The organism is Kribbella sp. C-35, assembly GCF_046549195.1.
In the GTDB taxonomy this organism is placed as follows: domain Bacteria; phylum Actinomycetota; class Actinomycetes; order Propionibacteriales; family Kribbellaceae; genus Kribbella.
This window is the reverse complement of record NZ_JAJPWG010000004.1, coordinates 606,308-630,201: the sequence shown is the minus strand read 5'-3', so window position 1 is coordinate 630,201 and position 23,894 is coordinate 606,308. Positions and strand designations below refer to the sequence as shown.

The window sequence follows — 23,894 nt, the reverse complement described above, 5'->3', positions numbered from 1 at the left end:
CACGCCCAAGCGTCCGCCCTGCTGGAAGAGATCTACACCATCGTCGAAGGCACCGGCGAAATCCAACCCTGGTATCGCCCGAGCCAGCTCCGGCATATGAGTCGGGTAGTGCGCCCCCGCACCCTAGGCCGGCGCACCACCGTCGCCGCTTCGCACCTCCCGCGCCAAGTACGTTCGATCCCGCCTCGGACCCGATGGCATCGAGTCCGCAGCGATGCCGACACCCGGCTTGTACAGCCTCCGAATCGAGCCCGGCCGGCTAGGGGACCTTTCCTGCGGTTGAGAGCAATTGGCGGGCGAAGGCGGACCGGGAGATGGCGTCGCCGGACGCGCGAGTCACTGGGGCGATTGCGGCGGGATCGCCTGTGCGGCTGATCGTCACGCGCGACGGCCACTCTTGGGCGAAGCCGTCGGTCCACTGGCCGGTGAAGATGCGCGTGACCTCGCGTAGGTCCGGGCTGTCGTCGATCGTTACTTGTCGGCCGTCGAGAAGCAGTGGTCGGGCGAACAGCAACTGTTGCGCTTTTACCGCGACCCGCAGCGACTGCGGGGCCGCAAACCCTCCGATGCGCTGCGAGGACAGCACTAGAAGCGCCGCGCCAATCCCCGGCCCGGATTCGGTGCCAGACCCGGCTGAGGAGTTCGTCGGAGTCGGCCTCGTCCGGGCGACCGCGATGATTCCGCCAGGGAAGACTCCAGCTGTGCCAGGCGGTGGGCCGAGCTGCTCGACCACGCTCCACGGTCCTGGCAGTGCGGCGGGGTCGCCGGCTTCTTTCGCCTGCGCGGCTGCCTGCGTGTTGAGGCGCTCAGCCAGATCGGTAGCGGTCGCCAGAGCCCGACGCCACGTGAACTGGTATACGGCCGAGCCCACCGCGACAAGCTCGGAAGCGAGGCCCTCGGCGCGGTCGCCGACCGCGGCGATCTCGGGTGGTTCTTTGGTGGCCGGAAGGTCGCTCAGGGCGGCGCATAACCGTACCCATGCGTCGGGAGCGCGAATTGCGGCCGGTACCACCCATTCGTGGAAGTACGCGGCCTCCTGGGTGAACGGGCGCGTCATCATCTCGGCGTCGATGGTTCCCAGGAGCTTCCATGGGTCCAGCGGTGGCCGGAGGCCGCGTAGACCGAGTGCCCGTACCGTCGGGGCGATGTCCTCGCGGCGGTACGCGGCAGGTGTCTTGCGGCCCAGCGCACGTGGTCCGGGCGTCCGGTTCTCCCCGGACATGGCGCGGTTCAGCGCTGTTTGCAACGCGTCGCCGACCGCGGCCAGCGGTTGACGCTTGCCATCGTCGAAGGTTGCAGCGAGGTCCGGGGACGAGGTCGCTTCGTGCCACTGGCCGAAGGTGCGTAGGATCTGCGCCCGCTCCCAGCCCATCAGCCCGGCCGAGGTGGTGTCAGCGACGCTGTGCTCGATTCGCGCCAGGTCGCGCAACTTGGGAGGGGGACCGCCGAGCCCGGCAGAGGCCGCGTGCTGGATCTGGCGGGCGGGGATGTCGCGTCGCACGTTCTCGGTCGGCTTCAGCTGGTCGATGCCGCGTGCGAGCACCTGCGACCGGTCGCGGAGGGCAGCCAGGTCGGCCTCGAGCCGCTTCTGTACTTCCTTCCCGTACCGGCCGCGTGCCTTTCGCAGGGCGGCGATGAGGTCGTCGAGGTGTGCGCGGCCGAAGGAGAGAGCGGCCTGGTTCCGCCAGGCGTTCTGGCATGCGAACCAGGACCGGCCCCAGCGGTCCCACGCGTTCGCGACATCGCTTTGCTCGGCGGCGATGGCCCGGGGCAGCAGGGAAGTCCCCAGCGTGACGCGGCCGGGCATCTCGCTGACGGCGATGCTGGCGACGGCAGCCGCGAAGAGTGGGATTGGCACCAGCGTTTCGTCCTTCGCGCCGGAGAGGATTTTGGTGGCGATGTCTGCCGCCTTGTCGGCGGCCTGGTCAGCGGCGATGCCCTGCGCGTAGTCGATCAGTGGTACGAGTGCCTGGTTCCTGCCAGTTATCGCAGGAAGGCTGCTGAGCTTCGGGATCTTGTCGGCCAGCTTCGATGCGACGAGCTCTTCGAGAACGAAATCGAGGAGTGCTTCGCGGGATCGTTGCTCGCGGTCGGGGCGTTCGATCAGTGCGTCGCCCGGGTCGAGGACCGCTTGGTGGATCGACTCCTCGGCGTCGATCTCGTTGTACTTGTCGACGACCTTGACCTTGAACTCCCATGCTTCGACGAGCAGAGCAAGTCTGCCCTTGCCGATGGTGAACTTGAGGATGTCGAACAACAGCTTCAGGTCCCACGGGATGGGGAACCCTTCCATGGCTTCTCGAGTGGCTGCGCGAACTGGCGACCCGTCGCCGTAGCCGAGGTCGTCGAGGGCGCGTGCTATCGCGTTTGGGAAGTCCCAGGCGCCGCGTTTGCCCTTCGCCGGGAGGACAGTGCCGAAGATGCGGGTACCCGGGTTGGGGAGCCCGAGCTCACCGGCTGGCCTTGGGGACCGCAGCCGTGGCTGTGGTGGGAGCGGAAGGGCATCCAGTGCCCGATTCAGTGATGGTTTCTCCAGCGGTCCTGCCGCGGCGCGTTGGGCCACGATGGCCTTGGCAGTACGCGCGAATGCGGCGCAGACCGCGTGCTGAATCTCGATGTTGCTCAGCGATTTGCCCACCGATTCCAGGACGGGTACGACGGGTTGGCCGGAGTCTCCGTACCGGTAGGGCGCTTCGAGGAGGCGGAAGGTCATCGGAAACCGGGAAGCGGACTGCTGGATGCGCCGCGCGCGGCGGCCCTTGGCGGCGATCAGATCCTGTTTGGCGGCGTGCCCGACTGGCCGGTTCCTGGTGCCGATCGGCAGCAGTCCCAGGCGTCGGTTGAACTCCTTGACTTCGGCGTTGAGACGCTCCAGATCGGCGAGGAGCTGGCGGAGGTCGAGGACGGCCGGGCTGTCCTGGCGCACCGCGAGCTGGTTCTTGGGCGTCTTAAACAACGCGCCAGGGTCGATGTCGGTGAAGTAGTCGTAGATCTTGGTCAGGGCCTCAGCATCGGGCGATTCCTCGGTCGGGTTGTCGCGGGTGAAGTAGTCGTCGACGGCGCGCGACAGGGACCGTTCGGACCGGTCGAGAGCCTGGTGGGCGATCTGGCGGGCGCGGCCTTCGACGGCCAGGAGGTGCCGGTAGATCTTGCGCGGGAACTCGCTGGCGACTGCGTGCCAGTTCTCGAGGATGTCCGGCGTCTCAACCGGTCCTTCTGAGTCGATCAGCGCATTGGGGCTGAGGCCCCGCTGGGCAGCCTCATCGATCGCGTGTTGACGGCGCAGCTCCTGCGCGTTTGCGGCGACGAGTTGCTTATGGGTCTGGGCAACGGCCCGCCACCCGAACCGGGCGTAACAGTAGTCCAGGTGCATCTTGAGGTCATCGAGGTCGGCAGTGAGCCAGGTCTCGGCTCGCGTTCTGGTCTCGGGGTCGGTGAGGGTGATGCGGACTGCGCCGCGGTAGCCGATGGCAGTGTCCTTGTGAGCCGGCCGAGGAGGGTTGTCCCAGACAGCAGGTCCGGGTTCGAGATCGGTGAGGAGCAGAGCATGCCGGAACACGTCTTCGAGGTCGTCGTTGAGCGGCAGCTGGCGAGTTCCGGCAGGGTTCGTGCCCGCGCCCTGGCCGCCCTTGGTTCGGGCGCTCTTGACTTTCTGGGCGGCGCGGCGGGCGTCTGCCTTCTTTGTGCCCTGGGTCGCAGTACTCACGGTGACGTCCGTGCGTGGCTGGTCACGTGGGCGGCCCGGCGTGTTCCAGGCGGACGGTCAGTCGGCCACCCCCGTCGGCGCCGGTGAACTCGCCGAGCTTCGGGGGCGTGGCCGCAAGCAGTTTGTCGCGACGGTCCGCCTCGGCCCCAGCCTGTCGGGCCAGCGCGGTGGCGCTGCGGGCCTCCAGCGCGTGCATTTGCTCACGGTGTGGTTCGCAGGCGCTGCACTTGCCCATTGAGGTCTCCACCACCAGCCCGGCCGTTGGGATGATGACCTCCTCGGGGACCATCTTGTCGGCGGCCTCCTGTGCCTCCTTGGCTGCCTTTGCGAGGGATTCCTGGGCGTCCTTGACGAATTTGGCCAGCTCGTTCTGCCCGGTGGGAGTGAGGGGGATGGCGAGTTGGTCGCCGTTGTACGCGACCACGCGCGGCTCGAAGAATCCGACCCGGAGTTCGGCGGCGTTGGCGGTCAGCAGCTTGAGCTGTTCGCCAGGTGGCAGGGCCTGGAAAAGGACGTAGTGGTAGTAGTCCTTGTGGTCCTCGAGGTGGGTGAGGAGAGCAGTCTGACGTTCCTGGGCGTCGGCGACGACATCGAGGCCGTACTTCATCTCCAGCTTGTCGACCCAGTTGGCTGCGGCCTGCTCCTCGTTGGCCTTCTGCACCATCTGTTGTCCCTGCAGAAGCGCGTCGCCCTCGGACTCCTTCGCTTCGTACTTGCCGAGCGCATCAGTCATCCGGGTCATTGCACCGACGAGGCCGCCGTCGTTCGGGGTGTACAGGCCGTTGTCACGGCATGATCCGCTCCACCACGCCCAGTCCCAGGGCGCAGCCTGGAAGCGGTGGATGGCGCCGGCGAGCGCGAGGTCCTCCTTCTCGTTGTCAGGCAGCGACGCGAGGCGGCTGAGTTCCTGTACGCGGCCGGCGCCGAAGGCGTCGTTGAGGCGTCGGGCGTCGTCGAGGGAGGGGTCGGCGGTGACCGCGGCAATCGTGTTGAGCGCGTCGGTGACGCCGGCGCCGAGCTTGGCTGCGGCGAGGGTGAACCACAGCCAGTACTGGCCGGCTGTGATCATGTACGGCAACGGCTTCATATGAGCGCCGATCATGATGAGCGCCGCGTCAATGGTCGTTCCCTGCAGCTTCTTCGCGGCGTCGCGTACGTCCTTGGCGGCCTTGAGGACCTGGTCCTTGTACGGGTTCTCGGGCTTGGTGACGGGCGGCGTGGCCGTGGCGTCCTTGGCGCGTTCCTTGTCGAGCTCGGCGACCTTCTTCGACTCCGCGGCCACTCGAGCGGCCTCGAGCCAGGCGTTCTCGTAGCTGGCCAGCAGGCGGGCTGCGGTGAAACCGTCGCCTAGCTCGGGGTTGAGCAGGGACTGGCGGAGCGCCGTCTCGTTGGTGCGCAGTGTCAGGTTGGTGAAGGGGGTCGTGCGGAGCGGGTTGTCGATCATGACAACAACGCGGAGCCGCTCCTTCTCGAACTTGGTGGTGATCGTGTAGTGGGCGAGCTGCTCGAAGTAGTCCAGGGTCATCGTGCGGCAGTCGTTGTGGTTCACGATGCGACGAACCACATCCTCACCGGTCACGGACTCGGAGGACTCAGTGATCTTGGTGATCCGGCGAGATCGGACGCGGGCGGAGGCCCGGTGCACGGTCTCGGTGAGGTGCTGTGTGCTGGACTTCGTCACCTGCTGAAGGCCGAGCTCCTGGCTGAGGTCGAGGTTGGCGCCGACCTTGATGGAGGCGATGCCAGGGCTGTATGAGGCCTCGAAGTCCGCACCGAACTGGCTGTTGAACTTCTGGTTCGAGGTCATTTCACGCAGCACGTCGTCCGTGTCGCGCGTGGTGGAGGTGTAGTCCTGCTGCATCTCGGTCTCGGTCTCGGTGGACTGCTCGAGAGCCTTGGACCGGCGTTCCCAGCTGTACGTGCGGATGACGCGCTCCTCGCGCGGGGCGAGCGCGATCGAGGACAGCAGGTTCCCGCGGGACAGGCCGGTGAAGCGCCACTCCTGCTTCCAGGGCAGGAAGAGCGCGACGGGCAGTCCCTTGACCGGCCCAGGAATCGCTTCGCCGGACGGCTCGCTGCCGGGGGGAGCCTTCGTGGAGCCATCGAAGATCTGGGCCTGCTTCGCCCAGAATGGGTAGTTTGCGAGCAGCAGCGTCACCTTGTCCAGCTGTGCAATCTTTCCCGGCCAGTCGATCACCGGCGCGAAGCCGCCGTCGGGGTCGGGGGTGAGGCCGATCGGACCCGCTCCGCCGATTCCACCTGCGGGGCCTGGTAATGGCCCTGAGGGGACTGGGATGCCGGTCCCCGGGCCGCCGGGGCCTGCAGGTGGAGGGAGGTTGGGATTCGGGAGCGGGAACCCCGGCCAGGGTGCTCCGGGGCCTCCGGGTACTGCGGGTCCGCCGGGGAGAGGGAGGCCAGGAGACACGCCAGAAAGAGGCGCGACCAGACCGACAGCGCCGCTGCCGACGCCGGGCATGAACGCCACCGCAGTCGGAGCGACCTTGCTGGAGGCGGCCTGGTCGGGGACAGCAACGACTAGGAGCGTCACCTGAGTGCCATTCACGTCGAAGCTGGCGGACCGTGCGGTGCGTAGCTTGGTGACGATCGCGTCGTCGAGTTTGACTCGCAGGGGCGTGCCGTCAACGGCCGGCAGGTAGGGGGTTCGCAAGAACGCCGAGGGGTCCTCGATGGTGAACGTCTTCGCCAGCGGCTCTGAGGTCGGCAGCGGAGAGGCGGAGACCCGGTACCGGCGCAACGTTCCATCGCTGAGCGATGCGGTGAGGGTGACAGCCGAGCCGGAGCGCAGTGCGTTGTCGACGCGGGTGGTGCGGTCAAGGATCAAGTCTTCGGCGTTCCCGGGAAGGCGCACGGCGCCGGTGGCCAGGGCCGTGTCGACGCCGGCTGCGTCCAGCACGATCTCCTGTGTGATGGGGTTGAGGCGGACCATGGTGCGCCGCACCTGCGCTCCGCCAGCTGGATCCGCGGCGTCGTACTCAGCGAGTGCGTCGACGGCGCGTCCCTCGAGCAGGGCAACCTTCGCGGCGTCGTCGAGGATCGGGCGCAATTGACCGGTATCGGTGACGACAGCCTTGTTCTCCAGGACGTCACGCAGGTTGTCGATCTTCACTGCGCTGGGTGGAGGCTGGGTGACCAGTGCCATGGGGTCGTCCGCTGAGAGCGCCAGGTCGAGAGGGAGGCCGCCGACCTCCTCGGCGATGCTGCCGACCGGGGGCTTACCTGCCTTGTTGGCGCCATTGGCGCGGGCGACCATGTCGGCCGCGGAGACCATCACGGCCTTGTTCTGCGCGCCCGCCGCGCCTTGGAGATGCTCACTCTTGGTGGTTCGGACCTCGCGGTTGAGCGTCCCCTCGGGTGTGACGACAAGCGGCACCGACTCGGCCCGGCCGATGTCCTTGTCATCGCGGGCATAAAGAATGACAAATTGGCCGAAGGAGAACTGGCGGGTGACGCCCCAGGCCTCCAGGGTCTTTCCACAGCCGAAGTCGTGGGTGTGGTCGGGCGTCTCAGGAAGGAGGCTGCTGGCACTTGTCTCGTCGTCAGCATCGCCGTGCGCGTCGTTGCCCTCGCCGGGCGGATCCCCGTGGTCGGTCGTGTCCGGGGTGCCAGGCGGGTCCGCGAGGTATCCACCCGGCTGTGTGCCGAGCTCGGTGAGTCCACTGTCGGCTGCACCACTACTCCTGTGGGCGTCGCCGGTGGCTGACCCTTCTGTTGCCGGAGTTTGGCCTGGTATCCCGCCCATGAGGATTACCTTCCCGAGTGCGGTTGATTCGATGGGAGACCCGGATAAGTCTGTTGCCGAACATCGACGGGCAAGGCCGTCAATCGAGGGTGAGTGCGGTCACGAGCTGCCAGCTCGGGTTCTCATCCGAGTCATCCGGAACGAATAGGTACTCCCCCCATTGCCCGGGGTTCGAGCCGTTGGTACTGCGGAACCCGACAACGCGCCCGACGACGATCTTGTTCGCATGGGTGCCAGGGGCTGGAGGTATGACCAGCTTTGCAGGCAGCGCCCGTGGAAGGATCGTGCCGACAGAAGAGTCGCGACTTGCGATCGACCGACCGATTATGTCGGCCGTTGCCACCACCCCGATCAATGCGACCAGCGCCAGCACAATCTGCCGCTGGAAACCGGCGTCATTGAAAGGCGGCTCGTCTGCCAGTTCTCCGATGGCCACTGAGATTCCGGCAATAACCGGGACCACCACCCCAGTGATCCTCGTGATGTTGAGCGATCTCGCCTTGACGAGGTCCTCAGGGCTTGCGTCCGATGAAAATGTGTCTGCAAACCAGTTCGTCATGACCCGCTCCCACCCATGACCAGAAATTCAAGCGCACGATTCTTCCGAGCCAGGCTTGGGCTGGAGTCATGCGGCCAGCGACGTCGGAACACGCGGTCCAGACGCGTTGGTCAGCGGTCAGGTTTCACTACCTGTTGCTGCCGATAAAGGTCCTCGTCCGCTCAATCCAACTCAGACCATTCACACCCGTCCTCCCCCCTGTACCAGCAATGGCAATGCCACGCCAGTACGCCCCGCAAGCTGAAACCTCGGTCCAGCGGTTCGGGGCCGCATCTATGAGGCTAGCGCCCAAGGGGACCAGAGGGAATAGTCAGATCGATTCTTCAAGCGTCCCTGCACAACTGAAAATCGCGCATCAAATGCTCAATTGAATTGCTGGTGATTGCACGCCGTGGATTGCGTCGCGCCTCGAAGGTGTGAGCCGTACTGTTCCGGACAGGGTGCTCTGGGCAGGTGCCTGCTCGGCCCCAGGGACCTCAACCTTGTCGGGGACGCAATAGGTGTGCGCGGCACGTGGTTGAGTTGATGACCCGCGCTGAGGCGATCGTTGAGGTGCTTGAGGCAACGACTGCTGACCGGCGGTGGGCGATGACGGCCTTCAGCCGGTATCGGCTGTGCGAGTTGCTCGAGATCAAGCCGTACGTGCGGTACGACGGCGAGGTTGATGGTGATCCGGCCGCGTTGCTGGACGAAGCTGTGCGGGTGGCCGAGCAGATCGACGTACCGATCGAGGATCTGAGTTGGCGGCTGGCGCTGGGCGATACGCTCCGGACCGCGGCGGCTGACATCCGGCGGGTGCGAGATGCGTGCGACGTATGAGGATTTGCTTCGTATGGCGAGGCGCGATCTGAGCGCGCAGCGGGGAATCTATCCCGACGAGTCGACGTATCGACGATTGCGGCCAACGCCGCTTCGATTCCGCTCCCGTTCACCCCGCCGGGTGGCTTGGAGCCGCGGCTGATACTCCAGCCAACGTCGTCCAACGTGCGGTCACCACTCCCGTCACATAGCCGCGACATGATGCGCCCGCTCTGAGGGGATCAGTCGTTCACCCCTTGTGTACAAGCTCGACACCTGCGAGATGTTGCCGCTGGCAAATTCCTGCTCCGTCACCGCTCCGTGAAACGTCGACAAAGTATGGCCCCCCGGGTGATCATCCACGACAGACAAAGTCGCAGGTCAGGCCGCATGTTCATCAATCCAGGGGAGGCGCGCGTGCCGCTGCAGAAGATCGACACCATCTTCGGATTTGAGTGAGTCTGACCATCCTCAAGCATTCGTGAGCATGTCGGCCTCGGGGGATGCGGGCAGTCTGGCTGTTCGGATCCATGGATCCAACGCAAAAGTTGTCTGCGGCATCCGTTGAGTCGCTGTGGCCTGGGGCAGACGTCCCCGGGTTGTAGGACCAGGACTCGGATGGAGGCTGCAGATGGACGGGAAGCGGCGGCAGGACGACGATGCACGGCGGCGTGTGGTGGAGCTGGTTACTCGGGCTGAGGCGATTGTTGAAGCGCTCGAGGTGGGAGCCGCTGATGGGCGTTGGGCGATGACGGCGTTCAGTCGGTATCGGCTGTGCGAGTTGCTCGAGATCATGCCGTACGTACGGTACGACGGTGAACCGGATGGGGATCCGGTGGAGCTGCTGGATGAGGCTGCGCGGGTTGCGGCGCAGATCGACGTACCGATCGAGGATCTCAGTTGGAGGCTCGCGTTGGGTGATGCCCTGCGGTCGGCCGCGGCCGACATTCGGAGGGTTCAGGATGCGCGCGACGTATGAGGACTTGCTTCGTACTGCGCGGCGCACCGCAGTGAGCGCGCAGCGTGGGGTATATCCGGACGAGGCTGAGGTGATGGCTGATTGGGGCGCCGTTCTTGCCGCGACGAGCCATCACCTCCAGTGGTTGCGCGGACGTCTGAAGTCTGCGACCGGTGAGTCGAGATTCGACGTGCGTTCAGACAACTCGCTGGGACGGCTGGCACAGGCGATTGGTGCGGGTGCGGACCTCCTCGCCGTACAGGACTCGGCCTCCGCAACTGCCCTTGATGTGCGCGAGGATCTCACCGCGGCGCGCGCGGAAGTCGCGGCCATCGCGTTGATCGGTGCGGGGGTTGTCGCACGCAATACTCGTCGTCGAACACCGGGGCGCCTCCAGCTTGGACGTGCGATGCGGGAGCTGGCGGAGATCGCAGCCTCCGATGTACGCCGACGTGGACTTGGCGGTATAGCGATGCTCGCTGCCGGCGGTCCCGCGACCTTGGCGAACGACGTGTCGACGATCGCGCCGCAGGCTGACAGGTGGAGGCGTGCACACGCCGCGATGCCGCCGCAGAGCATGCTGACGCGGGATCTGCGTTCGACGACAGTGCAGCTGCGGACTGTCTGCGGGCAGGTCTGGCACCTCACGACGCATCTGCTGGCCGCGGCATCTGCTCGTCTTCAGCCCGATCAGCGGATGGATCTACAGATCCTCCGTCGCGGGCTCCAGAGGTTTGATGCACCGGCTCGGGATGTCGAACTCGCCTGGCGGGGCCGTCTGTCGGATCTGAGCGGCCTGGGGAGCCCGGAGACCGAGGTGGCCTTCTTGGACCTGAAGAGTGCGGTGGACTCGAATCTGCAGGGTGATCGCGGCATTCGTTCCGCTGCGGCTCTGGTGGGCAACCATCGGGCTGCGGCTGGGCTGATTGATGCGGTGGACGAGCTGCTCTGGTCTGCAGATCAGGTCGCTCGATGGCAACAGCACGCGGTGAGTGTTCTGATCGCTGCCGGGCGTCTCTTCGTCCCGCGCCAAGAGGCGGCGCGAGTAGAGATCTCCTATCTGCGACGACCCGGTGGAGGGACGCGTCCATTGCAGGCGAAATGGGTGCGCACAGACCTCGCGAGTTGTTTCAGCGAGCTGACGGGTCGGCTGGCTGACGCCGGCGATCATCTGACGCGTGCGGCGGAGGTTGCTCGTCGGCTCGCGGGGACCTCAGCGTTGTTGCGCCGTACTGCAGATCCACTGGTGAGGACACCGCAGCCGTACGTCGACATCGCCTCCGGGATCGCGGATCCAGGACAGGAGTTGTCCGGTCTCGGCCGTTGATCTGGGCAGCCGACTAATCAGGAGGTTGCTGTGGGCAAAGAAGAGGTGCGGGCGGAGGATCTCCATCGCGTGCTCGATGCGGAAGTGAGCAAGCTGCAGACGGCGTCCGAGTGGAGTAGGTGGCTGGACGTGGCGGCGTTGTTCCCGACGTACGGGTTCGGGAATCTCGTGCTGATCAATCTTCAGATGCCGCAGGCGAGCTGGGTCGCACGCGCGCAGCAGTGGGAGCAGCTCGGCCGGCGGGTGAAGACAGCGCAGGGAATCAGAATTCTCAAACCCATACGTGTGCAGAAAGCTATGGCAGAGGCCGGCGGGCACCATGGCGTTGAGGGTTCGGTCGAGGATCAGGTGATCGGCTTCCGGGTTGGTGTCGTGTACGACGTCACTGCCACGGTCGGCCCGCCCATTCATCTTCCACGCCCGCCGGTAACCCCCGACGCGACTGTGGCCAGAGATCTGTGGGACGGGCTGGCGCAGGATGCCGCTGCCGATGGGTTCGCGGTCGATGTACGGCCCACCGGTGATGCGTCGGAAGGCTTCACCGACTACGGCGCCAACCGGATCGTGATCGCCGATCATCTCGATGATTTCCGTGCAGTCGCGCGTCTGGCACATGAGATGGGGCACGTCCGGATGCATTCGCCGTCCGGTCCGGACGCGAGTGCTACATGCAGGGGGACACGTGAGGTGGAGGCCGAGTCGGTCGCGTACGTCTTGTTGGCACACCACGGGCTGAGCATTGACGCAGAGTCCTTCGACTACATCGCGGGTTGGGCGCGGCAGGTGGATCCGAACGAGCCTGGCACCGTGATCAAGGCGACCGGGGCCCGCGTCGTCACTACCGCTAGGCAGCTGATCGACTCGACGGATAAGTATCTGAACGCTCATCGGGCCCCGCTTGCTCCGGTTCAGACACGACCGCTCGACTCGGCCCCTGACTTCGACGGCCCCGCGTTGTGAGGCGGCCCAGACATGGGAGCCGGCGAGAGGGTCGCAGCGCTGCGGCGAGCACGGGAACGTCAGGCGCGGATCGAATCCGCGACCGCCCGCACGGTCAAGGCTCGAGATTCACTCAACCGCACGATCGTCGCCAGGCAAGTCGCCATCGAGCGGTACGACGAGCGCGTCGCCGACGCTGAAGCCGCGTGCGCAGCTGAGACAGCCGAGCTCGCCCGCGTCTGCCGATCCGCCGATGCCGCAGCCGAGATTCTCGGCTGGTCGGTCCGCGAGCTCCGTCGCGTCGTGAAGTCAGACCGAGAACGACGTACCGCTGCCGATGAACCGCTTGCGGGAGGTCATGATGCCGACGCTTGACTCGGATCCGCTCTGGGACATCGATCAGGTCGCCACCTACTTGAACGTGCCGAAGCGAACCCTGTACCGGTGGCGGACGCTGGGGTACGGGCCTCGGGGCAAGAGAGTCGGCCGGCATCTGCGGTACCGCGCGAGCGACGTGATCGCCTGGTTCGCGGACCTGAGCGACCAGGTTCTCGACGAGAGGTGGGACTGATGATCGAGATTACCCACACTTCCGATGAGGGCACCGTGGTCTGGGGAGTGCCGAAGGACGACGAGCTAGCCGCAGTTCTGCAGGCCGCCGACTGGTGCTGGTCGCATCACTTGGCTGCTTGGCACCTCCCGGGTTCGCGGTACCAGGCAGTGAGCATCTTGCACGTGGACGAGGCAGCGGCAGCACTCCAGGCGGCAGGCTTCGAGGTCGTGCTCCGGATCGACGACGCGCAAACCCAACGGCAGTCCGCGCTCAAGTGGGTCGGTCAGCAGGTCCTGCATCTGGAAGGGAAACTCAGCAAGGTTGATCGCCTGCTCGAGCAGCACTTCCAAACCGTCGCCGCCGGAGCCGAGACCTCAACGTCCACGGACCTGTGGGCAATCCGGATACTTGTCCGGCGGATCGACCTCGAGGAGCGGCTCCGGCACTGGCGTGAGGTCGGCGACCGGCTCGTTGAAGGTACGTCGACGCACAGCGCGGGAAAGAATCAGAACTCCGGAGCCGACCGGGCGCCGTACCGCGACACCACCGGTCACCGTCAAGCGGATGATCTGGACGGCCCGCTGCCGTAGCATCGCTGGCTTCGGGAACGGCGAGGCCGTCATGGCATGGTGATGACCTGAGCCTCGGTTGCGGCCTCGAAGTACTCCTTGATTCGCCTCGGAGATCCAAGAACCATCAGGTGAAGCACGCTCGGCACAAGCACCACTTTGACCTGGTCGCGAATTACGGCCTCGAGCAGTCGACCGAAGCCAGCCGTCGATCGTGTGTCTTGCCCGACGAAGACAGCCGCTAGCTCGAGGTCGGAGCTGGTGGCGAATCGGGCAAGACGTTCCTTGGCGCGGTTGACTTCGGATCTGCAGACCAGGAGCTCCTCGCACAGGTAGGCGTAGGCCCGCGGGAGTTCAACCGGCTTGCGACGCTGCTCGGGTCCACAGCTACAAAGGTACGAATGCCACGCATGGGAGCCGGACTGGCTGCCGGTCACTCGTCTCTGCCTCGAGAGTGCACCCGTTGGCGTCCGAGAGTCATGGTTCGTCATCGCACCTTCCAGGCTGACCATTCGTGCGTCATGTCGCGTTCAACCGGAGTGACGTTGTGGGGCCCTGCCATCGACAGGGGAGGCGACGGCAGGGCCCTGCAGCCCGTTGCGCACCGGCACGCGCAACGGGGTTTGGAGGCGCGACCGACGCGGAGGTGAGGCTCACACGCCGGCCTCGCCGGTCTAGATGGGGTGGGCGGCCGTATTGGCGGGTGCCGGGCATTCGTCGGAGTCGAACGGATCCGGATCAAGCCAGCGGATCTCCGATGCGCCCAGGTGGCCGTGGACCTCCAGCAGATGGGCGATGCCTGGCCAGAAAGTCATGCTCGGGTTCGGGCCCAGCCATTTGGCTGCCACCCACTGCTGACCGTCCTCGTTCGGTGGGAACTCAACCAGCAAGGCGACCACGCCGGTGCCACTGACTCCTGATGGATCGCGATACCGATACAACTCCCCGCGGCGCATCAATTCCGTCTCCTCGCTTAGTTCTATGACGGCCCGACGACGGCGCCGAACGTGCCTTAAGCCTGGCGTTCGATGGCTGGACACCAGAACCCCGTCTGCGGACATTTACGGACATTTCGTGTTACGGTCCATGTAGACATTTACAGACATCTACCCATGAGTAAGGGTGGGCGATCCGAGTGAACGACGTGCTTCGGCGCGCGATGTACGACGCGAACCTCACCGATCTGGATCTGTCGACGGAGCTCGCCGTCGACCCGAAGACCGTGCGGAACTGGATGCATGGCCAAGTGCCGCATCGGCGGACGCGCCAGGCTGTGAGCCGGCTCCTCGGCGTCGACGAGGATGTCGTGTGGCCTGAGCTGCGGCCAGGCAGCGCGGAGGATCGACGGCCCGCAGAGATCGCCGGCATCTACCCGCGGCGTACGTCGATCAGCCCGCTGAGCTGGCTGTCGTTCTTCGAGTCAGCGAAGTCGGAGATCGGCATCCTCGCGTACAGCGCGCTCTTCCTCGCCGAGGACGCCCGGATCGTGCGCCTGCTGCGCGAGAAGGGCGACGGCGTTCGGATCCGGATCGCGCTGGGGGCGCCGGATGGGACGAAGGTTGTCGAGCGCGGCGCCGAGGAGGAGATCGGCGAGGCGATGGGCGCCAAGATCCGCAACTCGCTCACTCTGCTCGGGCCGTTGTTTGAAACGGGCTGTGTCGAGCTGCGGCTGCACGACACTGTCCTGTACAACTCGATGTTCCGCTCGGACGGCCAGTTGCTCGTCAATCAGCACGCCTACGGGATCCCGGCCGCACAGTCGCCGGTCTATCACTACCGGCACTCGGACGACAGCGAGATGTTCGACTCCTACGTCGCGAGCTTCGAAGCAGTCTGGGCGAAGGGGCAGGTGCAGTCTTTCGCGAGCTGAGGTGACTGTTCCGATTGCGCGTGCCCGTCGTACGCTCTGGCTGATGATGACAGTGGTGGAAGCAAGGTCGGTCGCTCGCCGGCTGCTCGCTGACGAGCTGCCCCGGCGCTGGGCGCACACTCAGGGCGTCGCTGGTCGCGCGCGCGAATTGGCACCCATCCTCGGCGACCGATCTGAACTCATCGAGGCAGCAGCCTTCCTACACGACATCGGCTACTCCTCCGCGGTGCGGTCGACAGGATTCCATCCGCTCGACGGGGCCCGATACCTGCGAGATGTGCTCGGAGCCGACCTGGTGATCTGCCGACTGGTGGCACATCACACTGGCGCCCTCGTTGAGGCAGATGAACGGGGGATCGACAGGTTCACGCGGGAGTTCGCGCTACCCGATCAAGACCTACTCGAGGCGTTGACGTACTGCGACTTGACCGCAGACGTGAACGGATGCCCCGTAGATTATGAGGAACGCCTCAGCGAGATCCTTGGCCGCTACCCACGCGACCATGTCGTTCATCGCTCCATTGTGAGGTCAGGTCCGTCTCTTCGGCAGGCGGCCACGAATGTCGAGCGACGACTGAGCGCCTGATGCCGCGCCAGGCGGCAACCTTCGGCTGGACAACTGAGGCCACGATGGAGCTCATCGTGTGCGGTGGAAGTCTGCGCAGGTCGTGCATCAGCCGACATGTCGTGACAGGATTTGTACGTTGGCCATCAGGCTCCCGGTGCGGAGCAAAGGGGATTACTCGTGATGTCTGCACCATCCACGGCTGCGCCGAGTTTCGAGACCCTGATCCGGCGCGTGTTCGAGCAGCGACCGGCGTTCGCGTTCCACGGCCGGGGTCTTGGTAGGCAGGATGCCGATGACGAGTGGTCGGCCGGGGAGTTCGCGTTCACCTTCGAACCGCCGAGCAGGTGGCGACTGGACCGTCCTCCAGGGACCATTCGTGCCGTGGGCGATGACCGGCGAGAAGTGGGCGTTGGTCGAGACGGTGTTCCTCGAAGGAACGCTGTCGGTGCCGGATGGAATGCAGAAGCGGCGATTTGGCTGCTCCGCCTGCCGCTGAGAGGTATCACCGTAGACCAGTGGCTGGGACTCGTTGTTGCCGAAGCGCCGGCTGCCGAGGCAGTCGCAGGCAGGCCCTGCTGGCGGGTGGCCCTGGCAGCAGAGGGCGGCACGACGCGAATGTGGTTCGACGCCGAACTCCCCATTCTGCTGCGGTTCTCGCCAGAGACGACTGGAGACTTACCCCCCGAGACCTTTGCTGAGGTCACCGAGCTGAGAGTTGGGTCGACGGGGCCGTATCCGGTGGAGCACGATCTGCTGAGTCAGCGTCTCCACGTCCCGCTCGCCCCCACACCTGCTGACGCCGATGGCCTGCTGCGACGGATCCGTTCGGCGGTTCCTGATGCGATCTCGCTGCAGTTGTGTGCCTGGGACGGTGACGGAACGGTTGCTGCGCTGATGGTGATTCCGACCGCGCACGGCGACGCCGAGATGCTTGTTGATCGCCGTGCGCGATCGGCCCTACCGTACGAAGGCACGCACGCCGCTCTGGCTCGCGGCGGCGATGCTCGATGGACCGTGTCACTCGACCACGACCCGGAGATCGACGAGGGCTATGCCCGTGACCTCGCTAAGCGGCTAGGCCCGCTGCTCTCCGGATCATGACCGACCTGCTACTCAGTACCACTTGCCGGTGTATTTCTGGTCGTAGATCTTGGTTGTGCTGTTCCAGGTTGAGCGCCAGTGCCCGGTGTGGAGCGTCGGGGCGTAGAACCGGTGCCCGTTGGCCATGAAATAGCCGAACAGGTCGTCGTGGAAGTTGCCCGACTCGTTGATCTTCGCGCTCCCGTACTGCCAACCGGTCGAGCTGGGATACCAGGCCTCCCAGTGCACCGAATCGATCGCGGCCGGATAGAGATTGCCCCTGCTCACGATCGGATCGGGAGCTGCGCTGACCTCCTTGCGAGCGACCCCCGAAAAGTAGTCGGGGTCGACGGCAGGGCCTGTGTCCCAGATCAGATGCAGCCGCCACCGAGGCCAGGGGCCGTTGAAACACTGCCGCCATACAACGTCGAACCGACCCCAGACGACCAGGCTCTCGCCGTAGCTCAGGTTGCCCTTTACCCATGCGCAATAGGTGGAGGTGACCACGTTGCAGATAGTCGCGCCCGCGTACTCACAGTCGGTGTCGTCATTGTCGGTGGCCAACGGCGTGACTGGCGCGGCCGGGACGTTTGTTTGAGGTACGGACTCGGTGGCCCAGCTTGATGCACCGGTTGACGAGATCACTTCGTAGGCCAACGTGTCGCCGTAGCAGGTCCACGATCCTCTCGCCTTCGACGTCGCCAGCGCGACGCACGGGTCACCAGTACTGTCCTTGACCTGTGCCACTCCTGGGGTCCCGTCGTTACGCGTGCCGCCAGCGGCACCCGCCTCGGGCAATGCCAATCCAGCCGTGATCGCGGCGCCGAGAACCAAGCCCGCGATCAATCGTTTCAGCGAAAAATGCATGACTTCCCCCTCACTGCTGTGAACCAAGAATTCCCCCAGCGCGGCCACGCTGTTCGCAGCGGCCGTGCATCAACATCCAAAGCCCGGGCAGTCTCTTCATTCAGGCGTACCAGTCCAACTGCTCACAGTCGACGGGCAAGTCATTGCAACAAGCTGCAATTCAAGGCGATCTGTGGCGTTGCGTCGGCTGAACCATTCGCAGGACACGGCGGCCCGGTCGGGCGGAACACAACATCGCGCGGACGCCGGGTCGAGATGGGTTAGTCGAAGTACAGAGTTGCGCTGGGATCCAGATAGTGGTCGATGCGGCGGCGCATCGTGTCGTTCATCTGCAGGCTGTTGAGCACGGATTGTGGAATCCAGCGGACTTGGGTGCTTTCGCTGCTGGGAGTCGGAGTGCCACCCGTGGCCCGGCCGGAGAGCAGGATGGAGAACTCCTGACGGGCCTCGCCGTTGCTCGTGTACAGGATGATGTGCTTGGGGTCCGTGTAGATGCCGAGGACGTCGAGGATCTCGCAGTCGATGCCGGTCTCTTCCTTGGTCTCGCGGACACCAGCCTGCGACATGGACTCTCCGAGATCGATTGCTCCGCCGGGGAGTGCCCAGTTGCCGTTGTCGGAACGCTCGATCATCAGGATCTCGCCGGCATCGTTCTCGATGACGACGTTCACGGACGGAACCATGCTGTTGGCGGCAGGCGCGTTCGGATCGTCGTAGTAGTCGATGCGCTTGGCCATCAGGACTCCATCATCGGTGCTGCGTCGTCCCACACGCGCTCGAAGCTGTTGAGATAGTGCCGTGCGAGTTCGCCGCCAGGGATCTTCCGGAAATGCCACACGGGCGCCTGTGCCGCAGGAAGTCCGTAGATGTGCGTGTTCACGAACAGCCGGTCGTCGGCGCGGAAGATCGAGTTGTACAGGACGGTTCGATGCACACGGAACTCGACGTTCGAGACTTCGGACAGGTCGCGGTACAGGACGATGGCATTGCGAATCTTGGCGGCCAGGGCCGTACCTATGCCTTCTTCCTCGCCCCGTTCGGCGATCCGCGGATCATCCGGATCGCCGATAAGGATCCGGACGCGCGTTCCGGCCTTGGCCCGCTTGCGGAGGACTCGCTGGAGCCCGGCGTCCTCCGCGAGGAACAGTCCTGCGTAGACGAGTACGCCGATCTCCTCTTCACCCGACTCGAAGAGCTGCCGCCACTCGTCCATCGAGACGTCGGAGCGGTGAGGGTAGACGCGGACGACTTCGCTCTCTGCCACGGCCGCTGCTCGGTCGCGGGAGAGTGCATCCGGCCAGAGATACGTCTCGTCCCTGCCCAGCCGAGTTGCCAGCCGGTGCCGGTTGCGCGGGAACGGGAGCTTGTCCCCCACGACCCAGCGCTCAACGGTCTTGACGTTGACTTCCAGCTCCTCCGCGAGTGCATGATGGGTCAGGCCCTGTTCCACCATCGCTGCTCGCAGTCGTTCGTTAGGCACGGAACCTAACCTAAGACATTTCAGGACATTTTGAGGCGAAGCGAGACATCCTGGAGATGTCCGATGGTGCCGTGACGCTGTCCCGGTCCCAACGATCATCCTTGCCGTCATGACGGCAAGGATGAGTCGGACCCATGGCTGACCGGACGCGTCAGCCCAACAAGCTGCTCCGGCAAGCGCGGGGCCGGATGTCCCAAGGCAGGCTCGCTGACATGGTCAGCGCCGAGATCTACCACGCCACCGGCAAGGAAGCTCTCATCACGGCCAAGGCGATCTCCGACTGGGAGTGTGGCTGGTACACATGGCCGTCGGCCGATGTACGTCAGGCGCTGTGTCGGGTGCTTGAGAAGCCGGAGCCTGCGGACCTCGGCTTCTACAAGCGACGAGTCTCTGCGAGGCAGGACTCGGACCCCATCTCGCTTCTCGAGTTGATCACCGGCCCGCCCTCTGTGCGGTCCACGACTCTGCGTCTTCCAGCCGGCAGGTCGTACGCCGGTGTGGAAGTTGGTGCGCACTACTGCCAGGCAGAGCTGCCGGGGGAGGGTTGGTTGATGGTCGATCCCAAGGATGCCGCTCTGAACCGACCTGATCGTCGATCACTGGTGGTCGTCGCCGACCATGAACGCCGGTACTACGTCTCCGACGGACGACGGTTCGTTGACCGCGCAGGTCGCCGTACGGGGCCGCGACCGATCCCGTCAGCGGCGATTCTCGACGATCTGACGGTGGGCATCATCTGGGCGACGACGAACACCGACGTCGCGCTATTGGCGGATGACGCGCAGTTGATGAGTAGCCAAGCTCGGCTGGCGCACCACGAAGGACGCCATACGTCGGATGTGCCGCTGAGCGAGGTCCCGACACTGAATGCGGTCGCGAGCCAGTGGCTGGGGTCCAGGTTCTGTGCTCGGCATATCACGCGCAACCTTGATCGGTTGTCGGGTCAGCCGTTCTTCTGGACACGGGAGAGGCGCGGCGAGGAGGCTGCGTCGTGGCTGCTGTGGCGGCACAAGTTCGACTACCTTCGCCGCACGTCGCGTTGGTTCCCGCGCATGCGTCGGGGCTTCTGCATCTCAGAAACAGACGTCGCCGAGTCTCCAATGTACGAGCGAGTCCTACTGCTGCTCGCCGCGGCGCTGATGGAGGCCTTCGGGATCACCGTCGAGCTGAGTGCCGAGCCTGAGCACGCGGAGTTCGAAGGTTTCGTGCTCGGCGAGGAGGCGATTGTCGCGAATTGGTTGGGCGGTTCTGGGCTTTGGTACGTCGACGCGAGCGCGCCGCCGTCACGCCGATCGATGTTCCGCGCGATCGCCGGCCAGGTGTCCGCGGAGTCGCTCGTGGGTGAGGCCACAGCGGAGGGACGGTTGCGGGCGCTCGCCGGCTACCTGAACGTTCCATGGTCCTGGTTCCGCAGGCGTTGCGAGGAATTGGCCACCGTCGGCGTGGACGACATCGCTCACCCACGTAGCCGCCTTCTGTCGACGCAGGGCCTGAACACCGCGATTCGGTACGTTGCTTACATCAACGACATCTGAGGAGCTGAGCTTGCGAGCCGCTGAACTGACAATGGGCCGGACGTTCGCGGTCCATTTCGACCATGGTGACGACTTCTACCCGGCACTGGCCGAGTTCTGCGCGCAGTACGGCGTACGGCAGGGCTTCATCCCGATGTTCATCGCGGGAATGCGCGACGTGCAACTCGTCGGCACGTGCGAGAAGCTCGAGGATCCGGACGCGCCGGTGTGGAGCGCCGTACACCTGGAGAACGTGGAGGCGGTCGGCGGCGGCTCGCTCGCGTACGACGAGGAGTCCGGAACCGTCCTGCCCCACATCCACGTGTCTGTCGGCCTGAAGGCCCATTCGGCCACTGCTCACACCAGCCATCTGCTGAGCGCGAAGATCCAGTTTCTCACCGAGATGTACCTGGTCGAGGTGAAGGCTCCGGCCTTCTCGCGCCCGCGCCGACCGGACCTGTACAACGTCCCGTTGCTCGCGTTCGACTAAGTCCTGGATTCTCACTGCCGGGTTCAAGAGGCGTCCGCTGCTGATGACCCTCGTGTCATGGGTAGCAGCCATGGGGGAGCAGGGAACCGCTTCGGGTGACCGTTGATGATCTCCGCAGAGCTGTCGATGCGGAGGTACGGCGGAACTGGTCCGATCGTCAGTGGATGCGTTGGCTTGATGCGGCAGCGGTTCTACATGGTCAGTCGTTCAGGAACGTCGTCCTGATCAAGTTGCAGATGCCTGGTGCCGTGCGTGTTGCCGATCGGTCCGGATGGCAACGCGAGGGACGTCGCGTCGCCCGTGGTGCGTCCGGCATCAGGATCGCTGCGTCAGCGCGGGACGTCGATCGCGCTGCGGGGCCGGTACAGGGACACGGAGTTGGGACGGTCTGGGACGTCAGCCAGACAGAGGGCAGCCCGATGCCTCCGGTCAGGACGGTCGCGGGCCTGCGGCCAGAGGATGTGTACGTCGCGTTGGCGCGAGTTGCGCTCGATGCGGGATACGACGTCCATCGGCAGCCGTTGCCGGACGAACCGACTGGTGCGATCACAGACCGCGGACGGCGGCGAGTCATCGTGAGTGACGAGCTCGATGGCTCTGTCGCCGCGATGAGACTCGCTCATGAGCTGGCGCATCTCCGCATGCACAAGCTGTCTCGTGACTCAGGCTGCCATGGTCTCGCCAGGCTGGAGGCTGAGTCGGTTGCGTACACGATGCTCACGAGATTCGGTGTTGTACCAGCGCACCAGATGTCCAGCGCTGCCGGAATGATCGGCCGAAACCCATCGGTCCGGCTTGTCGAGACACTGGGCGGTCGAGTTGTCGCTACTGCGGGACGTCTGATCGGAGCCACGGACAGGCACTTGCCAACGCCGCATTTGCTACCTGGCAAGGTCAGAACTGAGCCGATGCCTCTCGACGCGGAGGACCGAGAACTCGACCCCGGCTTGTGAGTGGTTCCTGGCCGACGAGCAGGGCGCCGGTCGGCGATGTCGAGGCAAGTGTCCAAGTCGTGAAGAGTGACCGGACGCGGCAGGAAACATCGTGAGGCGACGATCCCCGATCCGAGCGCTAGGCCGACGATCGTCCAGTGACGTTGCTGCACACCGACCGACGGATCAAACCCCGAGAGACGAAGTGCCGAACATATGTTCTAATATTGGCATGACGAGTAAGGGGATCGGCGACGTAAGACGCGTCATGGGGCAACCGCAGGGCTGGATCGACCAGAACTTCACCCGACCGGCCCCGGGTTTGCCCCACGCCAACGGCGACAGGCTGCTCGAGTTCCTCTCACACAACGTCATGCGGTGGGAGAGCGAGGTGGCTACCGAGGCGCGCGAGTACAGCAAGGGTCCCCACGGTGCTGCGTTCCTCCGCTGGGCGCTGAACATCCGCCGACACTGCGCCGCGCTGCGACTCGTCCTCGCCCGGTACGGCGAAGCCCGAGACGCGGATGCTCCCGAGGCACCGTGCTTGCGGGAGCAACTGCGCGACCTAGCGACCGCTTTCAACAACGATCCAGACTGGCGCGAAGACTGGGACTGAAGGGCCGGTGCACGCCAGCAGAGCGTACGACGGAGGACGCGAGAGCGCGGACTGCCCTAGTCGGCAACGGGTGGATGATCGAGCATCTGGCTGACGAATTCGGCGACTTGGGCTCGTTCGGCCGGGGTGAGGATCTCGCGGATGTCGCTGTTTCCGTGGAGCGGAGCGGCGACAAGTGGCCCCACAGCCACCCAGACACCGCAAATGCGTCGCCCAGACCGCTCCTGCTAGTTGGAGTCGGCAGTTCCAGCGGTCCGAGCCGGGCGGCCCACAGGGCCGACCCCGGCAACCAGCGTTAAGTGCGTCAACTCCGCCTGCTCGGGTCTACGGTCATGCCATGCGTATTCCCTTGACCGAGGCGATCGAGCGATACAAGCAGGATCCCGATGCGCACAGCAACGCGTACGACTGGTACCGCCGCTCCGCCCAGCGATACAACCAAGTCTGGATCCACGGCAGCCCCGTTCCTGTGGTCAAGGAGGGTCAGAAATGGATGGTGGAGGAAGCCGATCTAAATGTTGCCCTGGCCGCCGTGAGCGAGGAGAGAGCCCGGCAGGCGCAACGGACGGCCGACTACCAGCGGCGCGTGCTGCATCCGGGCGGCGCCCGCATAGCGGGCGGCGGATATCGCGTCAGCGGCGCATTCCACTTGCGATGGAACGACATGGACCGGGCTCGCAGGCGAAGCGACGGAGTCTGGATCTGCAACACGTGCTGGACGGTGGCCACTAAGGATCATGACGGAGAGGAATGCCACCGGTGCCGAGATTGGAGCCCATGCGGGAACGATTGCACGCTCACTCGACTCCGGTGCCTTACGTGCGGGTCGGCGCAAGACGCGTAGGTGCTGCGCCGGCGTACGCGTGGGCCCGCTGTGGGATCCATGCGACGTTGCCTTCGTGGGTACGGACTCGTCCGAGCCGTTGCCCGCCGTCGCAGAGCCAGGCGTCCAACTCTCCTGGCTCCCACGTGACCCGAGTATTCGACATGTTGGGCGGGATCAACGCTGCGGATGTCGTCTGCCTACGAGGTCAACGATCGTGGACGAGTCCGGGGCGACATCAGAGAGGCTTTCGACGCCGCCAACTGACCCGATGGCCAGTTAGAAACGTGGGCGATCGTTGAATCAAGGTTGGGTACCTCCGCTGACCCGGTCGCGTTCGTGGTGCGGTTCGTGGTGCGAAGTGGCGTCAACCCATGCGGGATATGAGGTCGTGGTGCGAACAGGATGGGAGCAAAGTTGCTGGTAGAGGCCAGATGGGGTGCTGTCGTTGCTCCTCGTAACGAGAAGGTCACCAGTTCGAGTCA

The 23,894-nt window shown here is 65.1% G+C and carries 22 protein-coding genes; 13 read left to right on the top strand and 9 right to left on the bottom strand.

Features of this window, described 5'->3' with window-relative positions; genetic code table 11:
- Positions 1–259 precede the first annotated feature (259 nt).
- The 3 genes from ACLJOO_RS28870 to ACLJOO_RS28860 all read right to left on the bottom strand — a co-directional run bounded on the left by ACLJOO_RS28870 (position 260) and on the right by ACLJOO_RS28860 (position 8,025).
- Positions 260–3,706 (bottom strand): hypothetical protein, encoded by a 3,447-nt coding sequence (locus ACLJOO_RS28870; protein ID WP_410790564.1) that lies wholly within the window; start codon positions 3,704–3,706, stop codon positions 260–262.
- Between the two features lie 22 nt (positions 3,707–3,728).
- Complete coding sequence (locus ACLJOO_RS28865; protein WP_410790563.1) at positions 3,729–7,466, bottom strand: hypothetical protein; 3,738 nt, start codon at positions 7,464–7,466, stop codon at positions 3,729–3,731.
- Positions 7,467–7,545: 79 nt separating this feature from the next.
- The gene (locus ACLJOO_RS28860; RefSeq protein ID WP_410790562.1) at positions 7,546–8,025 is read right to left on the bottom strand and encodes a hypothetical protein; all 480 of its coding nucleotides are present in this window, start codon (positions 8,023–8,025) and stop codon (positions 7,546–7,548) included.
- 525 nt (positions 8,026–8,550) lie between these two features.
- Here ACLJOO_RS28860 and ACLJOO_RS28855 point away from each other — a divergent pair.
- From ACLJOO_RS28855 to ACLJOO_RS28825, 7 genes are all read left to right on the top strand, one after another.
- The gene (locus ACLJOO_RS28855) at positions 8,551–8,844 is read left to right on the top strand and encodes a hypothetical protein (RefSeq protein WP_410790561.1); all 294 of its coding nucleotides are present in this window, start codon (positions 8,551–8,553) and stop codon (positions 8,842–8,844) included.
- Positions 8,845–9,454: 610 nt separating this feature from the next.
- Positions 9,455–9,802 (top strand): hypothetical protein, encoded by a 348-nt coding sequence (locus tag ACLJOO_RS28850; protein ID WP_410790560.1) that lies wholly within the window; start codon positions 9,455–9,457, stop codon positions 9,800–9,802.
- Positions 9,786–11,108 carry a hypothetical protein gene (locus ACLJOO_RS28845; RefSeq protein WP_410790559.1) on the top strand — a complete coding sequence of 441 codons (1,323 nt, stop codon included), beginning with the start codon at positions 9,786–9,788 and terminating at the stop codon, positions 11,106–11,108. The genes ACLJOO_RS28850 and ACLJOO_RS28845 overlap by 17 nt, the downstream gene beginning before the upstream one ends.
- 30 nt (positions 11,109–11,138) lie before the next feature.
- The gene (locus ACLJOO_RS28840; RefSeq protein WP_410790558.1) at positions 11,139–12,068 is read left to right on the top strand and encodes an ImmA/IrrE family metallo-endopeptidase; all 930 of its coding nucleotides are present in this window, start codon (positions 11,139–11,141) and stop codon (positions 12,066–12,068) included.
- A 12-nt stretch (positions 12,069–12,080) separates the two neighbouring features.
- Positions 12,081–12,422: a hypothetical protein gene (locus ACLJOO_RS28835; protein WP_410790556.1), complete on the top strand. Its 342-nt coding sequence runs from the start codon at positions 12,081–12,083 to the stop codon at positions 12,420–12,422.
- Positions 12,409–12,618, top strand: a complete 210-nt coding sequence (locus ACLJOO_RS28830) for a helix-turn-helix transcriptional regulator (protein ID WP_410790555.1) — start codon at positions 12,409–12,411, stop codon at positions 12,616–12,618. The genes ACLJOO_RS28835 and ACLJOO_RS28830 overlap by 14 nt, the downstream gene beginning before the upstream one ends.
- Positions 12,618–13,190: a hypothetical protein gene (locus ACLJOO_RS28825; RefSeq protein ID WP_410790553.1), complete on the top strand. Its 573-nt coding sequence runs from the start codon at positions 12,618–12,620 to the stop codon at positions 13,188–13,190. The genes ACLJOO_RS28830 and ACLJOO_RS28825 overlap by 1 nt, the downstream gene beginning before the upstream one ends.
- A 29-nt stretch (positions 13,191–13,219) precedes the next feature.
- Here the strand turns inward: ACLJOO_RS28825 and ACLJOO_RS28820 are convergent, their stop codons facing one another.
- Both ACLJOO_RS28820 and ACLJOO_RS28815 read right to left on the bottom strand, forming a co-directional pair.
- Positions 13,220–13,606, bottom strand: a complete 387-nt coding sequence (locus ACLJOO_RS28820; protein ID WP_410790551.1) for a hypothetical protein — start codon at positions 13,604–13,606, stop codon at positions 13,220–13,222.
- Between the two features lie 237 nt (positions 13,607–13,843).
- A complete protein-coding gene (locus ACLJOO_RS28815; RefSeq protein ID WP_410790549.1) occupies positions 13,844–14,125 on the bottom strand; it encodes a hypothetical protein in 282 nt (93 codons plus the stop codon).
- 179 nt (positions 14,126–14,304) lie between these two features.
- Here ACLJOO_RS28815 and ACLJOO_RS28810 point away from each other — a divergent pair, with 179 nt between their 5' ends.
- From ACLJOO_RS28810 to ACLJOO_RS28800, 3 genes are all read left to right on the top strand, one after another.
- Positions 14,305–15,039, top strand: coding sequence for an XRE family transcriptional regulator (locus ACLJOO_RS28810; RefSeq protein WP_410790547.1), 735 nt, complete (start codon positions 14,305–14,307; stop codon positions 15,037–15,039).
- A gap of 43 nt (positions 15,040–15,082) precedes the next feature.
- Entirely contained in the window at positions 15,083–15,625 is a 543-nt protein-coding gene (locus ACLJOO_RS28805; RefSeq protein ID WP_410790546.1) for an HD domain-containing protein, read from the top strand.
- A gap of 162 nt (positions 15,626–15,787) precedes the next feature.
- Complete coding sequence (locus tag ACLJOO_RS28800; RefSeq protein ID WP_410790545.1) at positions 15,788–16,708, top strand: hypothetical protein; 921 nt, start codon at positions 15,788–15,790, stop codon at positions 16,706–16,708.
- Positions 16,709–16,720: 12 nt separating this feature from the next.
- Here ACLJOO_RS28800 and ACLJOO_RS28795 read toward each other — a convergent pair whose 3' ends face one another.
- From ACLJOO_RS28795 to ACLJOO_RS28785, 3 genes are all read right to left on the bottom strand, one after another.
- On the bottom strand, positions 16,721–17,554 hold the full coding sequence (locus ACLJOO_RS28795) for a hypothetical protein (protein ID WP_410790544.1): 834 nt from the start codon (positions 17,552–17,554) through the stop codon (positions 16,721–16,723).
- Between the two features lie 260 nt (positions 17,555–17,814).
- Positions 17,815–18,291 carry an NUDIX hydrolase gene (locus ACLJOO_RS28790; RefSeq protein WP_410790543.1) on the bottom strand — a complete coding sequence of 159 codons (477 nt, stop codon included), beginning with the start codon at positions 18,289–18,291 and terminating at the stop codon, positions 17,815–17,817.
- Positions 18,291–19,034, bottom strand: coding sequence for an XRE family transcriptional regulator (locus ACLJOO_RS28785; RefSeq protein WP_410790542.1), 744 nt, complete (start codon positions 19,032–19,034; stop codon positions 18,291–18,293). The genes ACLJOO_RS28790 and ACLJOO_RS28785 overlap by 1 nt, the downstream gene beginning before the upstream one ends.
- Before the next feature lie 134 nt (positions 19,035–19,168).
- On the opposite strand from ACLJOO_RS28785, the gene ACLJOO_RS28780 reads away from it, so the two are divergent.
- From ACLJOO_RS28780 to ACLJOO_RS28770, 3 genes are all read left to right on the top strand, one after another.
- On the top strand, positions 19,169–20,569 hold the full coding sequence (locus ACLJOO_RS28780) for a hypothetical protein (RefSeq protein WP_410790541.1): 1,401 nt from the start codon (positions 19,169–19,171) through the stop codon (positions 20,567–20,569).
- A gap of 10 nt (positions 20,570–20,579) precedes the next feature.
- A complete protein-coding gene (locus ACLJOO_RS28775) occupies positions 20,580–21,038 on the top strand; it encodes a PPC domain-containing DNA-binding protein (protein WP_410790539.1) in 459 nt (152 codons plus the stop codon).
- Positions 21,039–22,202: 1,164 nt separating this feature from the next.
- Positions 22,203–22,586 carry a hypothetical protein gene (locus ACLJOO_RS28770; RefSeq protein WP_410790538.1) on the top strand — a complete coding sequence of 128 codons (384 nt, stop codon included), beginning with the start codon at positions 22,203–22,205 and terminating at the stop codon, positions 22,584–22,586.
- A 56-nt stretch (positions 22,587–22,642) separates the two neighbouring features.
- Here ACLJOO_RS28770 and ACLJOO_RS28765 read toward each other — a convergent pair whose 3' ends face one another.
- Positions 22,643–22,777, bottom strand: coding sequence for a hypothetical protein (locus ACLJOO_RS28765; protein ID WP_410790536.1), 135 nt, complete (start codon positions 22,775–22,777; stop codon positions 22,643–22,645).
- Positions 22,778–23,894: the final 1,117 nt, after the last annotated feature.

Bases quoted from the DNA above. Each gene is read 5' to 3' on its own strand.
- ACLJOO_RS28865 (WP_410790563.1), bottom strand. From the start codon at position 7,466: ATGGGCGGGATACCAGGCCAAACTCCGGCAACAGAAGGGTCAGCCACC.
- ACLJOO_RS28860 (WP_410790562.1), bottom strand. From the start codon at position 8,025: ATGACGAACTGGTTTGCAGACACATTTTCATCGGACGCAAGCCCTGAG.
- ACLJOO_RS28855 (WP_410790561.1), top strand. From the start codon at position 8,551: ATGACCCGCGCTGAGGCGATCGTTGAGGTGCTTGAGGCAACGACTGCT.
- ACLJOO_RS28850 (WP_410790560.1), top strand. From the start codon at position 9,455: ATGGACGGGAAGCGGCGGCAGGACGACGATGCACGGCGGCGTGTGGTG.
- ACLJOO_RS28845 (WP_410790559.1), top strand. From the start codon at position 9,786: ATGCGCGCGACGTATGAGGACTTGCTTCGTACTGCGCGGCGCACCGCA.
- ACLJOO_RS28835 (WP_410790556.1), top strand. From the start codon at position 12,081: ATGGGAGCCGGCGAGAGGGTCGCAGCGCTGCGGCGAGCACGGGAACGT.
- ACLJOO_RS28830 (WP_410790555.1), top strand. From the start codon at position 12,409: ATGCCGACGCTTGACTCGGATCCGCTCTGGGACATCGATCAGGTCGCC.
- ACLJOO_RS28825 (WP_410790553.1), top strand. From the start codon at position 12,618: ATGATCGAGATTACCCACACTTCCGATGAGGGCACCGTGGTCTGGGGA.
- ACLJOO_RS28815 (WP_410790549.1), bottom strand. From the start codon at position 14,125: ATGCGCCGCGGGGAGTTGTATCGGTATCGCGATCCATCAGGAGTCAGT.
- ACLJOO_RS28805 (WP_410790546.1), top strand. From the start codon at position 15,083: ATGATGACAGTGGTGGAAGCAAGGTCGGTCGCTCGCCGGCTGCTCGCT.
- ACLJOO_RS28800 (WP_410790545.1), top strand. From the start codon at position 15,788: ATGTCTGCACCATCCACGGCTGCGCCGAGTTTCGAGACCCTGATCCGG.
- ACLJOO_RS28795 (WP_410790544.1), bottom strand. From the start codon at position 17,554: ATGCATTTTTCGCTGAAACGATTGATCGCGGGCTTGGTTCTCGGCGCC.
- ACLJOO_RS28790 (WP_410790543.1), bottom strand. From the start codon at position 18,291: ATGGCCAAGCGCATCGACTACTACGACGATCCGAACGCGCCTGCCGCC.
- ACLJOO_RS28780 (WP_410790541.1), top strand. From the start codon at position 19,169: ATGGCTGACCGGACGCGTCAGCCCAACAAGCTGCTCCGGCAAGCGCGG.
- ACLJOO_RS28770 (WP_410790538.1), top strand. From the start codon at position 22,203: ATGACGAGTAAGGGGATCGGCGACGTAAGACGCGTCATGGGGCAACCG.